General features: G+C 62.1%; 16 protein-coding genes. 11 read left to right on the top strand and 5 right to left on the bottom strand.

The genetic code is table 11. The features are described 5' to 3' along the window. Nucleotides 1-71: 71 nt before the first annotated feature. Together H0I86_RS00430 and H0I86_RS00435 are read right to left on the bottom strand one after the other, a co-directional pair. Nucleotides 72-1,022 (bottom strand): homoserine kinase, encoded by a 951-nt coding sequence (locus H0I86_RS00430; RefSeq protein ID WP_180923464.1) that lies wholly within the window; start codon nt 1,020-1,022, stop codon nt 72-74. A 62-nt stretch (nt 1,023-1,084) separates the two neighbouring features. After that, nucleotides 1,085-1,372 (bottom strand): DUF2782 domain-containing protein, encoded by a 288-nt coding sequence (locus H0I86_RS00435; RefSeq protein WP_007924295.1) that lies wholly within the window; start codon nt 1,370-1,372, stop codon nt 1,085-1,087. A 74-nt stretch (nt 1,373-1,446) separates the two neighbouring features. Between H0I86_RS00435 and polA the strand changes: the two genes are divergently transcribed. Then, on the top strand, nt 1,447-4,254 hold the full coding sequence (polA, locus tag H0I86_RS00440) for a DNA polymerase I (RefSeq protein ID WP_180923465.1): 2,808 nt from the start codon (nt 1,447-1,449) through the stop codon (nt 4,252-4,254). 322 nt (nt 4,255-4,576) lie between these two features. On the opposite strand, the gene yihA is transcribed toward polA, so the two are convergent. Further along, complete coding sequence (gene yihA, locus H0I86_RS00445; RefSeq protein ID WP_023967622.1) at nt 4,577-5,218, bottom strand: ribosome biogenesis GTP-binding protein YihA/YsxC; 642 nt, start codon at nt 5,216-5,218, stop codon at nt 4,577-4,579. Between the two features lie 191 nt (nt 5,219-5,409). Here yihA and H0I86_RS00450 point away from each other — a divergent pair, with 191 nt between their 5' ends. From H0I86_RS00450 to H0I86_RS00480, 7 genes are all read left to right on the top strand, one after another. Next, entirely contained in the window at nt 5,410-5,700 is a 291-nt protein-coding gene (locus H0I86_RS00450) for a c-type cytochrome (protein ID WP_023967621.1), read from the top strand. Between the two features lie 45 nt (nt 5,701-5,745). Further along, a complete protein-coding gene (locus tag H0I86_RS00455) occupies nt 5,746-6,351 on the top strand; it encodes a c-type cytochrome (protein WP_180923466.1) in 606 nt (201 codons plus the stop codon). Nucleotides 6,352-6,546: 195 nt separating this feature from the next. Continuing rightward, nucleotides 6,547-7,176 carry a thiol:disulfide interchange protein DsbA/DsbL gene (locus tag H0I86_RS00460; RefSeq protein ID WP_009041530.1) on the top strand — a complete coding sequence of 210 codons (630 nt, stop codon included), beginning with the start codon at nt 6,547-6,549 and terminating at the stop codon, nt 7,174-7,176. A gap of 13 nt (nt 7,177-7,189) precedes the next feature. Continuing rightward, nucleotides 7,190-8,068 (top strand): endonuclease/exonuclease/phosphatase family protein, encoded by an 879-nt coding sequence (locus H0I86_RS00465; protein ID WP_180923467.1) that lies wholly within the window; start codon nt 7,190-7,192, stop codon nt 8,066-8,068. Next, nucleotides 8,065-10,203: a GGDEF domain-containing protein gene (locus H0I86_RS00470; protein WP_180923468.1), complete on the top strand. Its 2,139-nt coding sequence runs from the start codon at nt 8,065-8,067 to the stop codon at nt 10,201-10,203. Before H0I86_RS00465 ends, H0I86_RS00470 begins: the two co-directional genes overlap by 4 nt. 104 nt (nt 10,204-10,307) lie before the next feature. Beyond that, nucleotides 10,308-11,087: an N-acetylmuramoyl-L-alanine amidase gene (locus H0I86_RS00475; RefSeq protein ID WP_180923469.1), complete on the top strand. Its 780-nt coding sequence runs from the start codon at nt 10,308-10,310 to the stop codon at nt 11,085-11,087. A gap of 72 nt (nt 11,088-11,159) precedes the next feature. Continuing rightward, complete coding sequence (locus tag H0I86_RS00480; protein WP_180923470.1) at nt 11,160-12,782, top strand: EAL domain-containing protein; 1,623 nt, start codon at nt 11,160-11,162, stop codon at nt 12,780-12,782. A 3-nt stretch (nt 12,783-12,785) separates the two neighbouring features. Here H0I86_RS00480 and H0I86_RS00485 read toward each other — a convergent pair whose 3' ends face one another. Beyond that, nucleotides 12,786-14,573: a KinB sensor domain-containing domain gene (locus H0I86_RS00485; RefSeq protein WP_180923471.1), complete on the bottom strand. Its 1,788-nt coding sequence runs from the start codon at nt 14,571-14,573 to the stop codon at nt 12,786-12,788. Nucleotides 14,574-14,583: 10 nt separating this feature from the next. Then, nucleotides 14,584-15,930 carry a sigma-54-dependent response regulator transcription factor AlgB gene (algB, locus tag H0I86_RS00490; RefSeq protein ID WP_009046287.1) on the bottom strand — a complete coding sequence of 449 codons (1,347 nt, stop codon included), beginning with the start codon at nt 15,928-15,930 and terminating at the stop codon, nt 14,584-14,586. A 450-nt stretch (nt 15,931-16,380) separates the two neighbouring features. Between algB and H0I86_RS00495 the strand changes: the two genes are divergently transcribed. From H0I86_RS00495 to H0I86_RS00505, 3 genes are all read left to right on the top strand, one after another. Beyond that, nucleotides 16,381-16,668 carry a hypothetical protein gene (locus H0I86_RS00495; RefSeq protein ID WP_180923472.1) on the top strand — a complete coding sequence of 96 codons (288 nt, stop codon included), beginning with the start codon at nt 16,381-16,383 and terminating at the stop codon, nt 16,666-16,668. 71 nt (nt 16,669-16,739) lie between these two features. Further along, on the top strand, nt 16,740-16,904 hold the full coding sequence (locus H0I86_RS00500; protein ID WP_009041538.1) for a DUF1328 domain-containing protein: 165 nt from the start codon (nt 16,740-16,742) through the stop codon (nt 16,902-16,904). A gap of 2 nt (nt 16,905-16,906) precedes the next feature. After that, nucleotides 16,907-17,371 carry an inhibitor of vertebrate lysozyme family protein gene (locus H0I86_RS00505; RefSeq protein WP_180923473.1) on the top strand — a complete coding sequence of 155 codons (465 nt, stop codon included), beginning with the start codon at nt 16,907-16,909 and terminating at the stop codon, nt 17,369-17,371. Nucleotides 17,372-17,718 lie beyond the last annotated feature (347 nt).

Raw genomic sequence — 17,718 nt, forward strand, 5'->3', positions numbered from 1 at the left:
GCTGCCGATGCTATTGCGGGCAAGCCTCGCTCCTACAAGAGATCGTAGGGGCGGGCTTGCCCGCGATGCTTTCAGATGGCGAACGGCAATGGTGCGCTGACCTGCTGGCGCTGGGCCAGGCGCAGCTGGAACTCCATCGGGTCGTGAATCAGCACGTCCTGTCCGGCGAAGGACTCGGCAGCGATCAGGCGTGACAGCCAGAAGCGCACGCAGGCCACCCGCAACAGGGTTGGCCACAGCTCGGCCTCGGCGGTGGTGAACGGGCGCAGGGCCGCGTAGGCGCCCAGCAGGGCCCGGGTGCGCGAGCCGTCGAGCAGGCCGTCGGCGTCGGAACACCAGTCGTTCAGGGCAATCGCCACGTCATACAGCATCGGCCCGGAGCAGGCGTTGTAGAAGTCGATCAGCCCGGTCAGGTGCGTGCCTTCGAACATCGCGTTGTCGCGGAACAGGTCGGCGTGGATGTTGGCCCGTGGCAGCGCGAGGATCTTCACCTTTTGCTCGGCGATTTCATCCAGCGCCCGCTGCAGCAGATCCCGCGCCTGCGGATCGAGATGCGAGAGCATCCGCGAGCCTTCTTCCTGCATCCAGTCCAGGCCACGATCGGTCTTGCGCTTGATCATGTTGTCCTTGGTCGCCAGGTGCAGATGAGCGAGCAGCTCGCCGACCTGCGCGCAATGCTGGGCATTGGCTTCCTTGATGTGCTTGCCGGCCAGGCGCGGCTGCAGCAGCGCCGGCTTGCCGGCCAGCTCGCGCAGGGCCACGCCGTCGGTGGTGCGCAGGGCGTAAGGCACTGGCAGGTCGGCGTCGTGCAGCACGTCCAGCAGTTCGATGAAGAACGGCATTTCCTGGACCGGGCCGCGCTCGACCAGGGTCAGGACGAACTCGCCCTGTTCCAGGCTGATGAAGAAGTTGGTGTTTTCGCTACCAGCGGCAATCCCCTGGAAGTCAAGCAGGCGGCCGAGCCCGTAAGGGGCGAGAAAGGTTTCCAGCTCGGGCCGAGCCAGGGGAGTAAACACAGACATGGTTAAAAACTGCCAGTACGGGCGCCGCTGTCGAGCCAGCGCCGGTTGAAGTTAGGAGTGGTTTACCACTCGAAAATTTTCCACGCCGGAATCAGCATATCCGGCTGGTCCGAACGAATGAAGTTGCCATCGGAACCGTCGGCGCGCACCAGAAAGTAGGGTTTGCCAACCTTCGGTGTGACCTTGATGGCGTACAGGAAACCGTTCTGGCGGTACTCCTGGATGGTCTTGTCGCCCTCCGTGCGAATGGTCACTTCCGGATCCGCCGATGGCGCATCCTCCGCCGCAATCACGGCCATCGGCGCGATTGCAATCAGGCTGGCCAGCAGCAAGCGATTTAGTGTGCGCATGATAACCTTGTCCCTTTGTCGTCAACGGTCCCGCTATTCTAGCGCCGGACCCGCCGAAAAGGTTGATCCTGCTCATGAGCCAAGCCCCCCTCGTCCTGGTGGACGGTTCGTCCTACCTGTACCGCGCCTTCCACGCGCTGCCACCTTTGACCACTTCCAAAGGCATGCCGACCGGTGCGGTCAAGGGCGTGCTGAACATGCTCAAGAGTCTGCGCAAGCAGTACCCGGACAGCCCGTTCGCCGTGGTGTTCGATGCCAAGGGCGGGACTTTCCGCGATGACATGTACGCCCAGTACAAGGCCAATCGCCCGAGCATGCCCGACGACATGCGGGTGCAGATCGAGCCGCTGCACGCCAGCGTGATCGCCCTGGGTTTTCCGCTGCTGTGTGTCGAGGGCGTCGAGGCGGATGACGTGATCGGCACCCTGGCCCGCAGCAGCGCGGCGGCCGACCGGCCGGTGGTGATCTCCACTGGCGACAAGGACATGGCACAGCTGGTGGACGGGCACATTACGCTGGTCAACACCATGTCCGGTAGCAGCATGGACGTGGAGGGCGTGAAGGAGAAATTCGGCGTCGCTCCCGAGCAGATCATCGATTACCTGGCACTGATGGGCGACTCCTCCGACAACATTCCGGGTGTACCGGGCATCGGCCCGAAGACCGCTTCCGGCCTGTTGGTGGGCGTCAACGGTGGCCTGAACGAGCTGTATGCCCAGCTCGATATCGTCCCCAGCCTGCCGATTCGTGGGGCCAAGACCCTACCGGCCAAGCTTGCAGAGCACAAGGAGATGGCTTTCCTCTCCTATCAGTTGGCGACCATCAAGGTCGATGTGCCGCTGGATATCGGCCTGGACGACCTGCATCTGGGTGAGCCGGATCGCGACAAACTGCTCGAGCTGTACAGCCTGCTGGAGTTCAAGAGCTGGCTCGACGAACTGCAGCGCGATGCCAAGCGCCTGGAGCTGAGTGTCGCCGAGGCGCCCGAGCCGGTGGCCGACCTGTTGACCCAGGCCGAGGCTGAGGTCGAAGCGCCGATGGCCGTTGAAGCGCAGTACGAAACCATTCTCGATCAGGCGCGTTTCGATGTCTGGCTGGAGAAATTGAAGAACGCCAAGCTGTTCGCCTTCGATACCGAAACCACCGGTATCGACGCCCAGCAGGCTCAGCTTGTGGGGCTGTCCTTCGCCGTGCAGGCCAACGAAGCGGCTTATATTCCGCTGACGCACTCTTATATCGGCGCGCCGGAGCAGCTGGACCGCGACACCGTCCTGCGGGCCCTGAAGCCAATTCTCGAAGACCCGAACAAACTCAAGGTCGGCCAGCACGCCAAGTTCGACATGAACATCCTGGCCAACTGCGCCATCGGCGGCGATCAGGCCAACGGCATCACGGTGCGCGGGGTTGCCTTCGACACCATGCTCGAGTCTTACGTGCTCAACTCCACCGCCACCCGGCACGACATGGACAGCCTGGCGGAGAAGTACCTGGGCCATACCACCGTGAGTTTCCAGGACATCGCCGGCAAGGGCGCCAAGCAGCTGACGTTCGATCAGATCGCCCTCGAGCAGGCCGGGCCTTATGCGGCGGAAGACGCCGATGTGACCCTGCGCCTGCATCAGGTCCTGCATGAAAAACTGGCTGCGATCCCGAGCCTGGCCAGCGTGCTCAGCGATATCGAAATGCCCGTGGTGCCGGTACTGGCGCGGATCGAGCGCCAAGGGGCGCTGGTGGATGCAGACCTGCTACGTGTGCAGAGCATCGAGCTAGGCGACAAGATGGTGGCGCTGGAGCAGGAAGCCTTCGAGATCGCCGGCGAAGAATTCAACCTGGGTTCGCCCAAGCAACTGGGAGTGATCCTCTACGACAAGCTCGGCCTGCCGGTGCTGAAAAAGACCGCCAAAGGCCAGCCGTCCACTGCTGAAGAAGTGCTGGCCAAATTGGCCGAGGACGACTACCCGCTGCCCAAGGTGCTGATGCAGTACCGCTCCATGAGCAAGCTCAAGAGCACCTACACCGACCGCCTGCCGGAGCAGATCAACCCGCGTACCGGGCGGATCCACACCTCCTACCATCAGGCGGTCGCGTCTACCGGGCGTTTGTCTTCCAGCGATCCGAACCTGCAGAACATCCCGGTGCGTACCGCCGAGGGCCGGCGCATCCGCCAGGCCTTTATCGCCCCGCCTGGCTACAAGCTGCTGGCGGCGGACTACTCGCAGATCGAACTGCGGATCATGGCGCACCTGTCCCGTGACGAAGGGCTGCTGAATGCCTTCCGTAATAACCTCGACGTGCACACGGCAACCGCGGCCGAAGTGTTCAAGGTCGAGCTCAAGGACGTCAGTTCCGACCAGCGTCGCAGTGCCAAGGCGATCAACTTCGGCCTGATCTATGGCATGGGCGCGCAGAAACTCGGCAAGGACATCGGCGTCGATACCAAGACCGCCAAGGCCTATATCGACACCTACTTCGCCCGCTATCCCGGCGTGCGCGAATACATGGACCGTACCCGCGCCCAGGCCGCGGAACAGGGTTATGTGGAAACCCTGTTCGGGCGCCGCCTGTACCTGCCGGAGATCAACTCCAACAAGCCGCAGGAACGCGCCGGCGCCGAACGTACGGCGATCAACGCGCCGATGCAGGGCACGGCGGCCGACATCATCAAGAAGGCCATGGTGGCGGTGGATAACTGGCTGGCGACCTCAGGCCTGGATGCCAAAGTCATCCTGCAGGTGCACGACGAACTGGTGCTGGAAGTGCGCGAAGACCTGGTGGACCAGGTAAGCGAGGAGATTCGCGGCTACATGAGCAAGGCCGCGACCCTGGATGTGCCGCTGCTGGTCGAGGTCGGGATGGGCAGCAACTGGGATGAGGCGCACTGAGGCGAGAAGGCAGCACTTTGGCCGCGGCATAGTGCCGCGGCGAAGACTGGCGAAGAGCTATTGGTGCGGAAAATTTCATCGACTATTGCCAATAGTTTTTGAAAGCTCCCGGAACTTAATCCGTGAAAGCCCACTCAGAGTAACTGAATGGCTGGTGAAGCCCTTCGATGCTCCTATGTTGTGTTAAGTGTTGGCAGATATCTGGACCCCGCCCTAGCGGTCCGGAACTTGGACCCCGAACTTCCCCTCCCCATACGAAGTCCGGGGTTTTTTTTGCCCTAAAATTGCCTGTGGCGCGATCAGGCAGTTTTACGTATGTCTTTCAGGCTTCGATTTCGGCGCCTTTGTCCGCCAGTTCCATCCAGCCCGCCAGTACAGTGTAGGCCTCTTCCAGGCCCATGCGTTTTGGCGCCGAGAACAGTTGGATGGTGACGTTGTCGCCCCAGCCTTTACGGATTTGCGACTGCACCTTGAGCAGGGTGTTCTTGGCCGCGCCGTAGGTCAGTTTGTCGGCCTTGGTCAGCAGGATGTGCATCGGCATGCCGCTGGCGACGGCCCAGTCGAGCATCAGCAGGTCGAAGTCGGTCATCGGATGGCGGATGTCCATCATCAGAATCAACCCTTTCAGGCTCTCGCGGCTGCCCAGGTAGGCTTCCAGGTGACGCTGCCAGTGTTGCTTGAGCGGGATCGGCACTTTCGCGTAACCGTAACCCGGCAGGTCGACCAGACGGCGATCGTCGTCTAGCTTGAAGAAGTTCAACAGCTGCGTGCGGCCCGGGGTTTTCGAGGTGCGTGCCAGGCTGGCATGGGTCAGGGTATTCAGGGCGCTGGATTTGCCGGCGTTGGAACGCCCGGCGAAGGCCACTTCGAAGCCTTCGTCGTCGGGGCATTGATCGACTTTGGCGGCGCTGAGCATGAAAGTGGACTGTTGGCACAGGCCAAGAATGGGATTTTTGAGTTGCATGGGATTTCCGATAGGGGCGGTGCCGAGAATGGACGCGGCGAGCGGTGTCGTTTCCGTTTCAGTAGCGCCAGTATATAATGCCGCAGATTTTGTGTGCGCTTTGTCCCAGCGTAGGATGAAGTTCACGAGAGCGATAGACCTTGATTGCGCATTAGAACGCAGCACGCTCTCAACCCTGAAAAGGTCGTTTTATGACGAAATGGCTGCTAGCTGCCGGTGTCCTGATACCGCTTTACAGCGCTCAGGCTACACAGGATCCGGAAGCTGTGTACGACCGTGTTTGTGGGGCTTGTCATTCCGGCCAACTACCAACGGCTCCCCGCAAGGGGGACCAGGAAGCTTGGGCGCCGAGGCTGGCGCAAGGTATGGAGACGCTGGTGCAACACGTGACCCAGGGTTTCAAGGCGATGCCGCCGCGTGGTTTGTGCATGGACTGCAGTGCCGAGGATTACCGAGCCATCATCCTTTGGATGAGCGAGTGATCCCGGTCCATAACTCTTAACCCTTAGCCGTAGTTGGATTAGCTGATGAACAAATTACTCGTGAGTCTGCTGTTGACCTTGGGCATCACAGGTGTCGCCCATGCTGCAGGCGACGCTGCTGCCGGTCAGGCGAAAGCCGCCGTATGTGGCGCTTGCCATGGTCCGGATGGGAACAGCATGGCGCCTAACTTTCCAAAGCTGGCGGGTCAGGGTGAGCGTTACCTGAACAAGCAGTTGCACGACATCAAGTCCGGCAAGCGCCAGGTGCTGGAAATGACCGGCCTGCTGACCAACCTGAGCGATCAGGACCTGGCCGACCTCTCCGCCTACTTCGCCAGCCAGAAAGGCAGCGTCGGCGCGGCGGACCCGAAAGTCGTGGCTCGCGGTGAAGAATTGTTCCGTGGCGGCAAGCTGGATCAAGGCATGCCTTCCTGCACCGGTTGCCACTCGCCAAATGGCACGGGTAACGCCGCTGCCGGCTTCCCGCACCTGAGTGGCCAGCACGCTCAGTACGTAGCCAAGCAGTTGACCGACTTCCGCGAAGGCAACCGCACCAACGACGGCGACACCATGATCATGCGCAGCATCGCCGCCAAGCTGAGCAACAAGGACATCGAAGCAGTATCCAGCTACGTCCAGGGTCTGCACTGAGGCCGGCGATCATGTTGCGAAAGGGTCTATCTTGCGCAACGTTAATGATCGATTAATCTGTCGATGAAAGCATAAAGGGTGGCTCAGGCCGCCCTTTTTTATGGCGTCTGCCGCTACACTAGCGAACTCAAGCCCCGCCATGACCTGTCTGCGAACAGGCCGCGCGAGGCGACCTTACTTGTTCAGGAGTAAAGCATGCGTAATCTGATTCTCAGCGCCGCTCTCGTCACTGCCAGCCTGTTTGGCATGACCGCTCAAGCCGCCGAACCCCTTGAAGCCGGTAAACAATACGTAGAGCTGAGCAGCGCCGTTCCGGTTGCGGTGCCTGGCAAGATCGAAGTGGTCGAGCTGTTCTGGTATGGCTGCCCACACTGCTACGCCTTCGAGCCGACCATCAACCCATGGGCTGAAAAACTGCCGGCCGACGTCAACTTCGTACGCATCCCTGCCATGTTCGGCGGTATCTGGAACGTTCACGGCCAACTGTTCATCACCCTGGAAGCCATGGGTGTCGAGCACAAAGTCCACAAAGCCGTATTCGAAGCCATCCATGGCGGCAAGAAACTCGCTTCCCCAGAGGAAATGGCCGAGTTCCTGGCCGGAGAAGGCGTCGACAAGGACAAATTCCTGAGCACCTACAACTCGTTCGCCGTCAAAGGCAAGGTCGAGGACGCGAAGAAGAAGGCCCAGGCCTATCAGATCTCCGGCGTACCGACCATGGTCGTCAACGGCAAGTACCGCTTCGACCTGGGCACCGCCGGTGGTCCTGAAGGCGCCCTGAGCGTCGCCGACCAGCTGATCGCCAAAGAGCGGGCGGCCAAGTAAGCGAGCCCCTGCCATGCGACGTTGGGGTACGGAACGCATCGTTGGCCTGCATGATCCGCGGGTCAACGAGCACCATGTGGCGTCCTCCGGCCTGCCGGCAGACAGCCGTCTGCGGCTGCTCAGTTTCAATATTCAGGTCGGTATCAGTACCGAACGCTACCGGCATTACCTGACCCGTGGCTGGCAGCACCTGCTGCCGCACAACGGGCGCGCCGACAACCTGCAACGGATCGGCGATCTGCTGGGCGACTTCGATCTGGTCGCCTTGCAGGAAGCCGATGGCGGCAGCCTGCGCTCGGGCTACGTCAACCAGGTCGAGCACCTGGCTCAGCTCGGCGCCTTCCCCTACTGGTACCAACAGCTCAATCGCAACCTCGGTCGCCTGGCCCAGCACAGCAATGGCGTGCTCAGCCGCCTGCGCCCCTGGGGGATCGAAGATCATCCGCTGCCAGGCCCCAAGGGGCGTGGGGCGATCCTTCTGCGCTTCGGCGATGGTCCCGAAGCGTTGGTGGTGGTGATGATGCATCTGGCCCTGGGCGCCCGTACGCGCACCCGGCAACTGGCCTATATCCGCGAGATGATTGGCGGCTACAAGCACCAGGTGCTGATGGGCGACATGAACACCCATGCCAGCGATCTGCTGGAACATTCGCCATTGCGCGACCTCGGTCTGCTGGCGCCGCAATTGGAAGCGACGTTCCCCAGCTGGCGCCCGCAACGCTGTCTTGATCATATTTTGCTCAGCCCCAGCCTGACGCTGGAGCGGGTCGAAGTCCTGGCCCAACCGATTTCCGATCACCTGCCGGTCGCGGTAGAGATTCGTCTGCCAGGTTCGCTCACGGCCGATGCATTGCCCGCGCTGAGTCCTGCCCCTCGCGGAACCCATGAATGAGCGACGACGCCCAGCGCTGGAAAGAGAAATACCTCAAAAGTATCGAACAACAGGAAAAACTCGAGCGACGCTGGAATGCCCGCCTCGATCTGCTTCGCCGTGGCCTGGTGCGCAGCACGCTGGCGGCCGAAGGGACTGATCGCGCCGTCGACCAGTGCATGAAGGAAATGCGCGAGGTGGTGCGCACCGACGATATGGACGCGGCCTTGGCGGCCCTGTTGCCGCGCCTGGAAAAAGCCGTGCTGGATTCCGAGCAGCGTCGCGAGACCCGCATCGAGCAAATGAGCACGGCCCTGACTTCTCTGGTCAACCAGTTGCAGAAGCTGCCGTTGCCCCGCGAGGTGAGTCGGCCGCTGAAAAACTTCGCCAAGCAGCTGGATGGTCGCGTCGGGCAGGCCCGGGAAATCCCACTGTTGCTGGGCGAACTGAGCGGCTTGCAAGGCAAGGCGCTTAGCCAGCTGGAAAGCCCCCCGGAGCCGAGCCGCCCAGGTTTGCTGCAGCGCTTGTTTGGTGGTCGTGACGCCGACGAAGCGCCTGCAGCGTCCGCGGATGTGATGCCTGCGGTGGTGGCAGCCCCCACTATGGAGCAGCCGCTGGCAACGGCTGAAAGAGCTGCGGTTGAAACGCCCCCGCCTCGGGTCGAAGTCGCGCCCGTACGGCCGGCCGAAGCCTCGGCGCCGGTGTCCCCGCCTGTGGTCGAGAAGCTTGCTGCTGTCGAGCCACAGCCGCAAACGCTGTCCGAGGTAACCACGGCTGTCCAGGTCGAGGCCTTTGTGCCGCCGGTGCTGGAGTCGGAGAAACCCATCGCCGTCGAGCCTGTACCGCCGATGCCGGATTCGCAGGAAGCGCCGCTGCCAGTCGCGTCTGAACCCGTCGAAGCGCCGCCGTCCGCGCAGCCTCTGGCTGTCGAAGCCAGCCCCTCCAGCCCGGACGAATTGATCGTTGTCGCACCCGCCGAGGCGGCCCCGGCGCCTGTGCTGCTTGACCGCTTGCCGTTGCCGGCGGCCATGGCCGAGGCGCTGGCGGCGGTCGATCCGCAGCAGGCCGAGCAGGATGTGCTGTACGCCCTGCCCGACTCGCCGGAGCCGTCCTACAGTTCGGTGGCCAAGCACATCGAACATACCCTGCTCGGCCTGCTGGACGACTTGAGCCTGCCCGAGCGTCACCGGCCGCAAGCCGAGTCCATGCGCGATCGCTTGCAACATGGATTGAACTGGTACGAATTGCTGCCGATCCTCGACGATCTGGCAGTATTGATGCTGGCGATCACCGACAGCGGCCAGCATGAGTTCGAGGCTTATCTCAAGCGGCTCAACGAGCGCCTGGAATCCTTCCAGAGCAACCTGCAGGCCGCCAGCGAAGGCCATGCCGACAGCAGTTCCGCGGCGCGGGAGATGGACACGCAGATTCGCGAGCAGGTCGATGGCCTGCAAAGCAGCGTTCAGGAGGCGGCGGATCTGGACGACCTCAAGCAGGTCCTGGAAAGCCACCTGGAAGGCCTGCTCGGTACCATGGACCATCACCAGAAGCAGCGTGACGAGCGCGAGAAGGAAGTGGCGGCACGCCTGCAAAGCCTGGCCGAGCGGGTGTCGAGCATGGAGCAGGAAGCCCAGGGATACCGCGAACACCTGGAAGAACAGCGGCAGAAAGCGTTGATCGACCCCCTCACCGGCCTACCCAATCGCGCGGCCTGGAGCGAGCGCCTGGAGCATGAAGTGGCGCAGTGGCAGCAGCATGGCAACACCTTGCTGCTGGCGATGCTCGACCTCGACCACTTCAAGCGCATCAACGACAACTACGGTCACCTGGCCGGCGACAAGGTGTTGAAGATCATTGCCGGCGTGCTGCGCAAGCACCTGCGCGGCAGTGATTTCATCGCCCGTTTCGGCGGTGAGGAATTCGTCCTGCTGATGCCCGATACCACATGGCCGATCGGGGCGCGCCTGGCGGAAACCTTGCGGGCGGCTATCGAAGCCTGTCCGTTCCACTTCAAGGGCGAGCGCGTGACCATCACCATGTCCATCGGCATGAGTGCCTTCAAGCCGGGAGAACGCAGCGATCTGGTGCTCAAAAGAGCCGATCAGGCGCTCTATCGGGCCAAGGAGGCGGGGCGCAACCGGGTGGAACTGGGCTGACGCATAATTTGTTCCATTTTGTATAAACCGGTGTTTTTGCCGGTTTTCCGCAAAGGCAGTACGTTACACTGTTGCATTATTTTCTCCAGCGTACTGCTTCCACCATGAAAGTTCCTGCCCTCGCCTTCTCCCTTCTGTTGCTGGCCGGTTGCGCCAGTGGTCCGCGTTTCGATACCAGCCACCCTTCGGTCAACTTCGATGAGCGGGTGCAATTCGTGGTGGTGCATTACACCTCGGCCTCGATGGAGCGCTCCCTGCAACTGCTGACCCATGGCCAGGTCAGCAGCCACTACCTGATCGGCGACGACAAGGCGGCGACCATCTACAAGCTGGTGGACGAGCAGTACCGCGCCTGGCATGCCGGCGAGAGCCAGTGGCAAGGCCGTACCTGGCTGAACTCCAGCTCCATCGGGATCGAGATCGTCAACCCGGGCTTTCGCGACCTGCCCACCGGGCGTGTCTGGTACCCCTACAGCGAAGCGCAGATCCAGAGCCTGATCGTGCTGCTCAAGGACATCAGCAAGCGCAACAACATCGCGCCACAACACATCATCGGCCACAGCGATATCGCCCCCCTGCGCAAGCTCGACCCGGGCCCGCTGTTCCCCTGGAAGCGTCTGGCCGAAGCCGGGTTGGGCCGGTGGCCGAACGCCCAGGCGGTGGCGCGCCAGGAGGCGTTCTTTGCCGCACAGTTGCCGAGCATCGCCTGGTTCCAGCAAGGCCTGGCGCGTCTTGGTTATGAGACGCCGCAGACCGGCGAACTGGATGTGGCGACCCGTCACGTGCTGGCCGCGTTCCAGATGCATTACCGGCCGTCGCGTTTCGACGGCCAGCCGGATGCGCAAAGCGCTGCGATCCTGCAGGTTCTCAACCAGACAAAATAATGACGCCCGCCCGACGGTCAGGGCTTTTTCTCAATCAGTAGCTATAACTCATTGGTAACCCTCGGATATCCAATGATGCTGGCCGCTCGCGAACCCCTGCGCAGTTGGTTCTATCGCCCCTGGCTGTTGGCGACGTGCGCGGCTGTATTGAGTGCGGCCTTGCTGCTGGCGGTGAGCCTGGGCATTGCGATGCACGAGGCGCAACTGCGCGAAAGCGAGCAGATGAATGCCCAGGGCGAGCGTTTTCTCGAGCGCCTGGAGCAACTGTTCGGCCAGTTGCGCGAAGGCCTGGACGTGCTCGAGGCGCAGCCCCTGCGCGAATGCAGCCCCGAGATGGTCGCGACCCTGCAGCAGATCAGCTTCAGTTATCGCTTCATTTATGAAGCGGCCTACATCGATGCTGCCCAGGCCTGCACCAACTGGCCACGCCAGGACAACCTGGCCGTGATGCGGCCGCCGGATATCCGCGGCCCGACCTACAGCTACTGGCTGAACACTTCCGCCGAACCCAATGAAAACCGCGCGGCGCTGATGCTCGGGCGTGGCAACTTTCGCGTGGCGACGTCTCGCGGGCATCTGACCGATATGGTCGATCTGCCCGCCAACAGCAGCCTGATGGTGGTTCTCGACCATGGCTTGCGGGCCATCCCGGTGCTGGGGCCGGCACTGGACTGGCCGCCGACCGAGCCGTGGCCGCCCGCGGGACGCAGCCCGTTGCTGGTGACCCAGGAGCAGTTGATCTATCGGATGCCCACCCGCAATCCGGAGTATCAGCTGGTACTCGTCAGCCCCCGCACCAACATGCAGCGAGAAATGTTCGAGGGGTGGTGGTGGCTGCTGCCCAGCAGCCTGGCGCTGGCGGTCTTTATCGGCGGCCTGGCCTTTCAACTGGCCGGGCAGCGCCAGTCCCTGGGCGCCGAATTGCAAGGGGCGCTGCGCCGTGGCGAGCTGCAGGTGTTGTATCAACCCATCTTCGATCTACGAACGCGCCAGTGTGTCGGCGCCGAGGCCTTGCTGCGCTGGCGCCGTCCGGACGGCACCCTGACCAGCCCGGAGCTGTTCATTCCCATGGCGGAGAACACCGGACAGATCCGCCCCATCACCGACTTTGTCCTGCAACGCCTGCTCGAGCAGTTGGGGCATCTGTTGCGGGCCAACCCGCAGCTGTACATCTCGGTCAACCTGGCGGCCTGCGATGTCATGGTGCCGCGGATCGGCAAGGTGATGGCGCGCCTGCTGGCGCTGCATCGGGTGGCGGCGCGGCAGATCGCCTTCGAAGTCACCGAGCGCGGGCTGATCGATGTGGTGGTCGCCCGGCATAACCTGCAAGCCTTGCGGGACGTTGGCCATCAGGTGCTGATCGACGACTTCGGCACGGGGTATTGCAGCCTGGCCTACCTGCAGACCCTGCCGGTGGATTACCTGAAGATCGACAAGGCATTCATCGATGCCCTGGGGCATGACGCCGCCAGCAGCGGCGTCGCCCCGCATATCATTCGCATGGCCCATGCCCTGGAGCTCAAGGTGATTGCCGAGGGTATCGAGTTCGAGGATCAGGCGTTGCTGCTGAGCAGCGAGGGCGTGCGTTTTGGCCAGGGCTGGCTGTTTGCCCATGCGCTGAGCGCAGTGCAGTTCATCGACCTGATTACCCGCGGACGCCGCCTGGGTTCGCGGCGTCTGGACGACGAGGTCTAGCCCCTAAAGAGGCAAGGCCAGATAGAACTGGGTCCCCTGCCCGGGCCGCGAATAGACGCCCATGCGCCCGCCGTGCAGTTGCACGATTTCCTTGCACAGCGCCAGGCCCAGGCCGGCCCCTCCTTTCTTGCGCCCGACCTGGACGAAGGGTTCGAAAATCCGCCCCTGCTGCCCGTAGGCGATGCCTTCGCCGTTGTCTTCGACGCTGATGATCACCCGCTCGCCATGCCGGCGCGCCTGCAAGCGGATCAAGCCGCCTTTGGCGGTATGCCGCAGGGCATTGTCGATCAGGTTGTCCAGCACTCGTTCCAGTTGCATGCGGTCGGCATGCAGCCGCGGCAGCGGCTCCTGCAGCTCTACCAGCAGCTCGATGCCCTGCGCCGTGGCAGCGCCGACGAAGCGGTTGCGCGCCTGCTCCAGCAACTCTTCGAGGGAACAGGGTGCCAGGGTGAGTTTCTGCAGGCCGTTCTGATAGCGCGAGAAGTTCAGCAGGTCGTTGATCAGCTGCATCAGCCGCTGCATTTCTTCGTTGACGGTGTTCAGCAGGTCGGCTTCGCGGGAGTCCTCAGGGAAGCGCAGGCGTTCCTGCAACAGGCCGAACGCCATGTGCATGCCGGTGACCGGGGTGCGCAATTCATGGGAGGCACGCAATACGAACTCGCTGCGCACGCGCTCGAAGGCCCGCTGCTCGGTGACATCGTGCAGCACCATCACCGCGCCGAGGATATGCCCCTGGGGATGACTGACCGGCGTCAGGCTGTACGTCAGCAGGCGCGATTCGCCGTCGACCTCGATGCTGAGGTCTTCTGGCGCCCGTTCCAGAGTGCCGCCGCGCAGCACCAGTTGCAGCTGCTCGTCCAGCTCTGGTCGCTGCAGGGCGCTGCCCAGCCCTTGTCCAAGGCGTTCCTCGTCCCAGCCCAGCTGACGTTGCGCCACCGGGTTGAGGTGTTCCAGGTGACCCTGGCGGTCGATCATCAGCAAGCCGTCGTCGATGCTGTCGAGCACCGATTGCAGGCGCTGCTGGCCGGCGAGCAGTTCATGGACATTGGTGGCCTGATGCTCGCGCAGGGCTTGGGCCATGATCCCGAAGCGCCGGGTCAGCAGGTTCATCTCGGCTGCCGAAGACAGGGGCAGGGTCACGTCGAAGTTGCCCTGGCCGATATTGTCGGCGGCCTTGGCCAGGGCTTCGATGGGCCCGCCAAAGCGCCGGGCGATGCCGTGGGCGGTGATGAAGCCGATGATCAGCACGGCCAGCCCGACCAGACCGAGCAGGCCGGCGATCAGCAAGGCGCGATTGCGGCCCTGGTGTTCGATGTCATTGATGTTGTCCAGGGCCTGCTGGTGCTCGCTGATCAAGCCATTGCGCAGGGTATTGAAGCGGTGGGTCAGCTCCGTATTACCATTGACCCCTGCCGAGGTCCCGCCGGCATGCTCGAAGGCTTCGAAGAAACGCTGATAGTCGTCGCGTGCCTGGGTGAAGCCGTTGCGCACATTGTTTTGCCGTTCATGCTCGATGCCCTGCTCGAGCAGGGCCAGGTATTCCTGCCTGGAGTCGTCCAGCGCCGCCCGGTCGGGGTTGTGGTTGAGCATGATGATCAGCTGGTCGCCCAGGCTCTGCCGCAGCTTGAGCCCCAGGTCCAGGGTGATGAAGTTATTGCGGATCAGCGCTTCCTGGGTCTTGGCCATCTGCATCACGCTGACCAGCCCGAGCAGCAGGCCGAGCAGCGCCACGGTGATCAGCGCCGAGATGCTCAGAAACAGTCTCGTGCGCAGTTTCATCGCTAACTTCATGAGGTGCGGCTCACAGGTTGTACTGTTTGCGTTTGCGGTACAGCGTCGAGGCGTCGATGCCAAGCGTCTTGGCGGCCTGGTCGAGGGTATCGCTGGTGGCCAGCACGGCGCCGATATGGGCTTTCTCCAGCTCGTCCAGGCTCAAGGCGGCACCGATGCGTGGGGTGTTGTTGGTGGGTTGCTCGGCCATGCCCAGGTGGCTGATCTCCACCTTCTCCTGGGGGCAGATGATGCTGGCGCGTTCCACCACGTTGCGCAGCTCGCGGATATTGCCCGGCCAGCGGTAGTTGAGCAGCGCTTCGCGGGCCTCGTCGCTGAAGCCTCGGGCGGGACGGGCGTATTCCTTGACGAAGCGCGCGAGAAAGCGGTCGGCCAGGGTCAGGATGTCTTCGCTGCGTTCGCGTAGCGGCGGCAGGTGCAGGGTGATCACGTTCAGGCGGTACAGCAGGTCTTCACGGAAGCGCCCGTCGCGCACCATGTCCTCGAGGTTGAGGTTGGTCGCGGCGAGGATGCGCACGTCGGCGCGGCGGGTCACCGGGTCGCCGACCCGTTCGTATTCCTTGTCCTGGATGAACCGCAGCAACTTGGGTTGCAGGGTCAGCGGGAAGTCGCCTATTTCGTCGAGGAACAGCGTGCCGCCGTCAGCCTGGTTGACCCGGCCAAGGGTGCTTTCGCTGGCGCCGGTGAAGGCTCCGCGGCTGTGACCGAACAACTCGCTCTCCATCAGCTCGGCGTTCAGCGACGGGCAGTTGATGGTGACGCAGGATTTCTTGGCGCGCTTGCTCCAGCCGTGAATGGCCCGGGCCAGTTCACCCTTGCCGGTGCCGGATTCGCCGAGGATCAGGATGTTGGCGTCGGTGCCGGCGACCTGGCGGGCGGTTTCCAGCACCACTTTCATCGCCGGACTGTGGGAGTCCAGGCCGTCCTTGGGTTTGCGCACTTCGCCTTCGAGGGCCTCCAGGCGTGCCGAGAGCTGGCGGACTTCCAGCTGCTTGGCGGTTGCCAGGCGCAGTTGGTCGGGGCTGCAGGGCTTGACCAGATAGTCGGCGGCGCCGGCCTGGATCGCGTCTACCGCAGTATCGACGGCCGAATGGGCGGTGACTATCACCACCCGCATCCAGGGGGCCTGGATGCGCATCTGGGCCAGCACGTCCAGGCCGTTGTCCTCGCCCAGGCGCAGGTCGAGGAAACACAGATCGAACACCTGGCGTTGCAGCAAGGCCTCGGCCTGAGCGGCGCTATTGGCCGTGGCAACGGTATAGCCCTCGTCTTCCAGGCAATAACGGAAGGTACGCAGGATTGCGGACTCATCATCTACCAGAAGAATGCGGCCTTGATTTTCCGGTGCTGATTCCATGTCCGAGGCTCCTGAAGTGAGTGATCTTATTTAGTCCCGGAAAAATCGGGCAAGTTGCATGGTTAATTCTCATCGGTTCCCAGGCGTGCAGGTTAGCTATCTCCGGGGTGTATTGCTAATCGATTGAAAATAATAGGTTTTTTATTGATTTTAGGACTTTGCCGGAATTCTTTCCCGATTTCGTCACTGTACTCCATGCGTTTTCAGCCGCGTTTTTTTCCTTAAGTATCAGTCCAATCGTGCAATTCGCACGGTATCCAGGGTGGCATCGTGCAGGATGGCGTATCGGAAATCTCTCTGTTTGATATCAAGCCGTTGTTTTTATTGAATTTATTTCAATCGTGAAAGCTGGCATGCAGGCTGCAACAACCTGATCAGGCTCGGCTGAACAAGCCGCAGGCGCAGCAACAAGCGCTTGAGAACAATGACCCGCATGGGAGGAGCTTCCGGATGAAATGCCAACGTCTCGCCCCATTGTTTGTTTCGCCCCTGCACCTGCAGCAGGGACTGCTCGCCATCCTGGCATTGCTGGTGACCTTGATTGGTGGTCAGCAGTTTTCACGTTGGGAGCAGAGCCAACAGCAAGAGGCTGTGAGGTTGCCGGTTTATCACACCACTCAAACCCACTTCAGTGCAGTCAGCACTCGGTTTGCCGATTCCGCCCCGCTGCATCTGATGGACGTCGAGCAGGCTCAGCCTGCCGCCGACACGGCTTATCAGGAGCGCTGGGTGTTCTAGGCAGGACAGCCGGTACGCAACTGCGGGCCGGCTAAGCAGTACCTCTAAATAGAAGCGTAAGGAGAATGACCATGTTGAGCTGGGCAATCACATTCCTGATCATTGCCATCATCGCCGCGGTACTGGGCTTTGGTGGTATCGCGGGCACCGCCACGGGTATCGCCAAGATTCTCTTTGTCGTTTTCCTGGTGATGTTCATTGTTTCCTTCTTCTTTGGCCGTCGTGGTCGAGGTTGAACATGAGCGTGTCTTTGAAAGCATTGGCCGCCGCCCTGGTGCTGGGCGGCGCGATCACGGCGATGGCGGCCAACGACGGTCAGACCCGAGTCAACGAGTTGTTGAACAGTGACCCGCAATACCGTGAAACCTGGCAGGAAGTCGTCGAAAAGGAAGAGCGCCTGCCGGAATGGGTGATGAACCTGTCCGGTGATGCGCAGCAGATGAATGCGCTGGAAGAAGACGGTGACCAGTACCTGGTCGGTCCGCTTTGCGAAACCCCCGATACCTGTCGCAACCAGCGCCTGATCGTGGCGTTCAGTTTCGACAAGAAACACGCCTACGCCATGTTGGTCGAAGTGCCGGCGGGCCTGCCCGCGGACAAATCGCCGACCCGCCATGCCGAATACCGTTTTCTCGGCAAGCCGGACGCTGGCATGCAGGGCTTGCTCAGGGAACAGCTGAAAAAGGACCCGAACTGGTACTGAGTTGGCGGTTCGAAAGGTTCGATCATGGAAAGCGAGTGCCCAGCGGGCCTTGCTTTCCGTTGCACCGCCCCGAGGAAGGGCAGCGCATGACCAGGGGGCCGGGACGTTCTGATCGAAACCGGATCGGAGTGACCTAGGGGTACAGGGAGTGCCTCCGCGAGGGCCGGGTCAGGGAAAACTGCGGCGCAAGCTCGCAAGCCGTTCAGGCTTGATGACTTGCGTCGTGTTTGAATGCCACAAACCTTTGTCGCGGAGCGGTGCCTGCCTTTTCAGGCAGGGATTCGCGACAAATATTCCGAATTGCCTGGCCTAACCGTTTCACGGTGTTTCTTTGCGACCGTACATCG

The organism is Pseudomonas chlororaphis subsp. aurantiaca (assembly GCF_013466605.1).
Lineage (GTDB): Bacteria > Pseudomonadota > Gammaproteobacteria > Pseudomonadales > Pseudomonadaceae > Aquipseudomonas > Aquipseudomonas chlororaphis_I.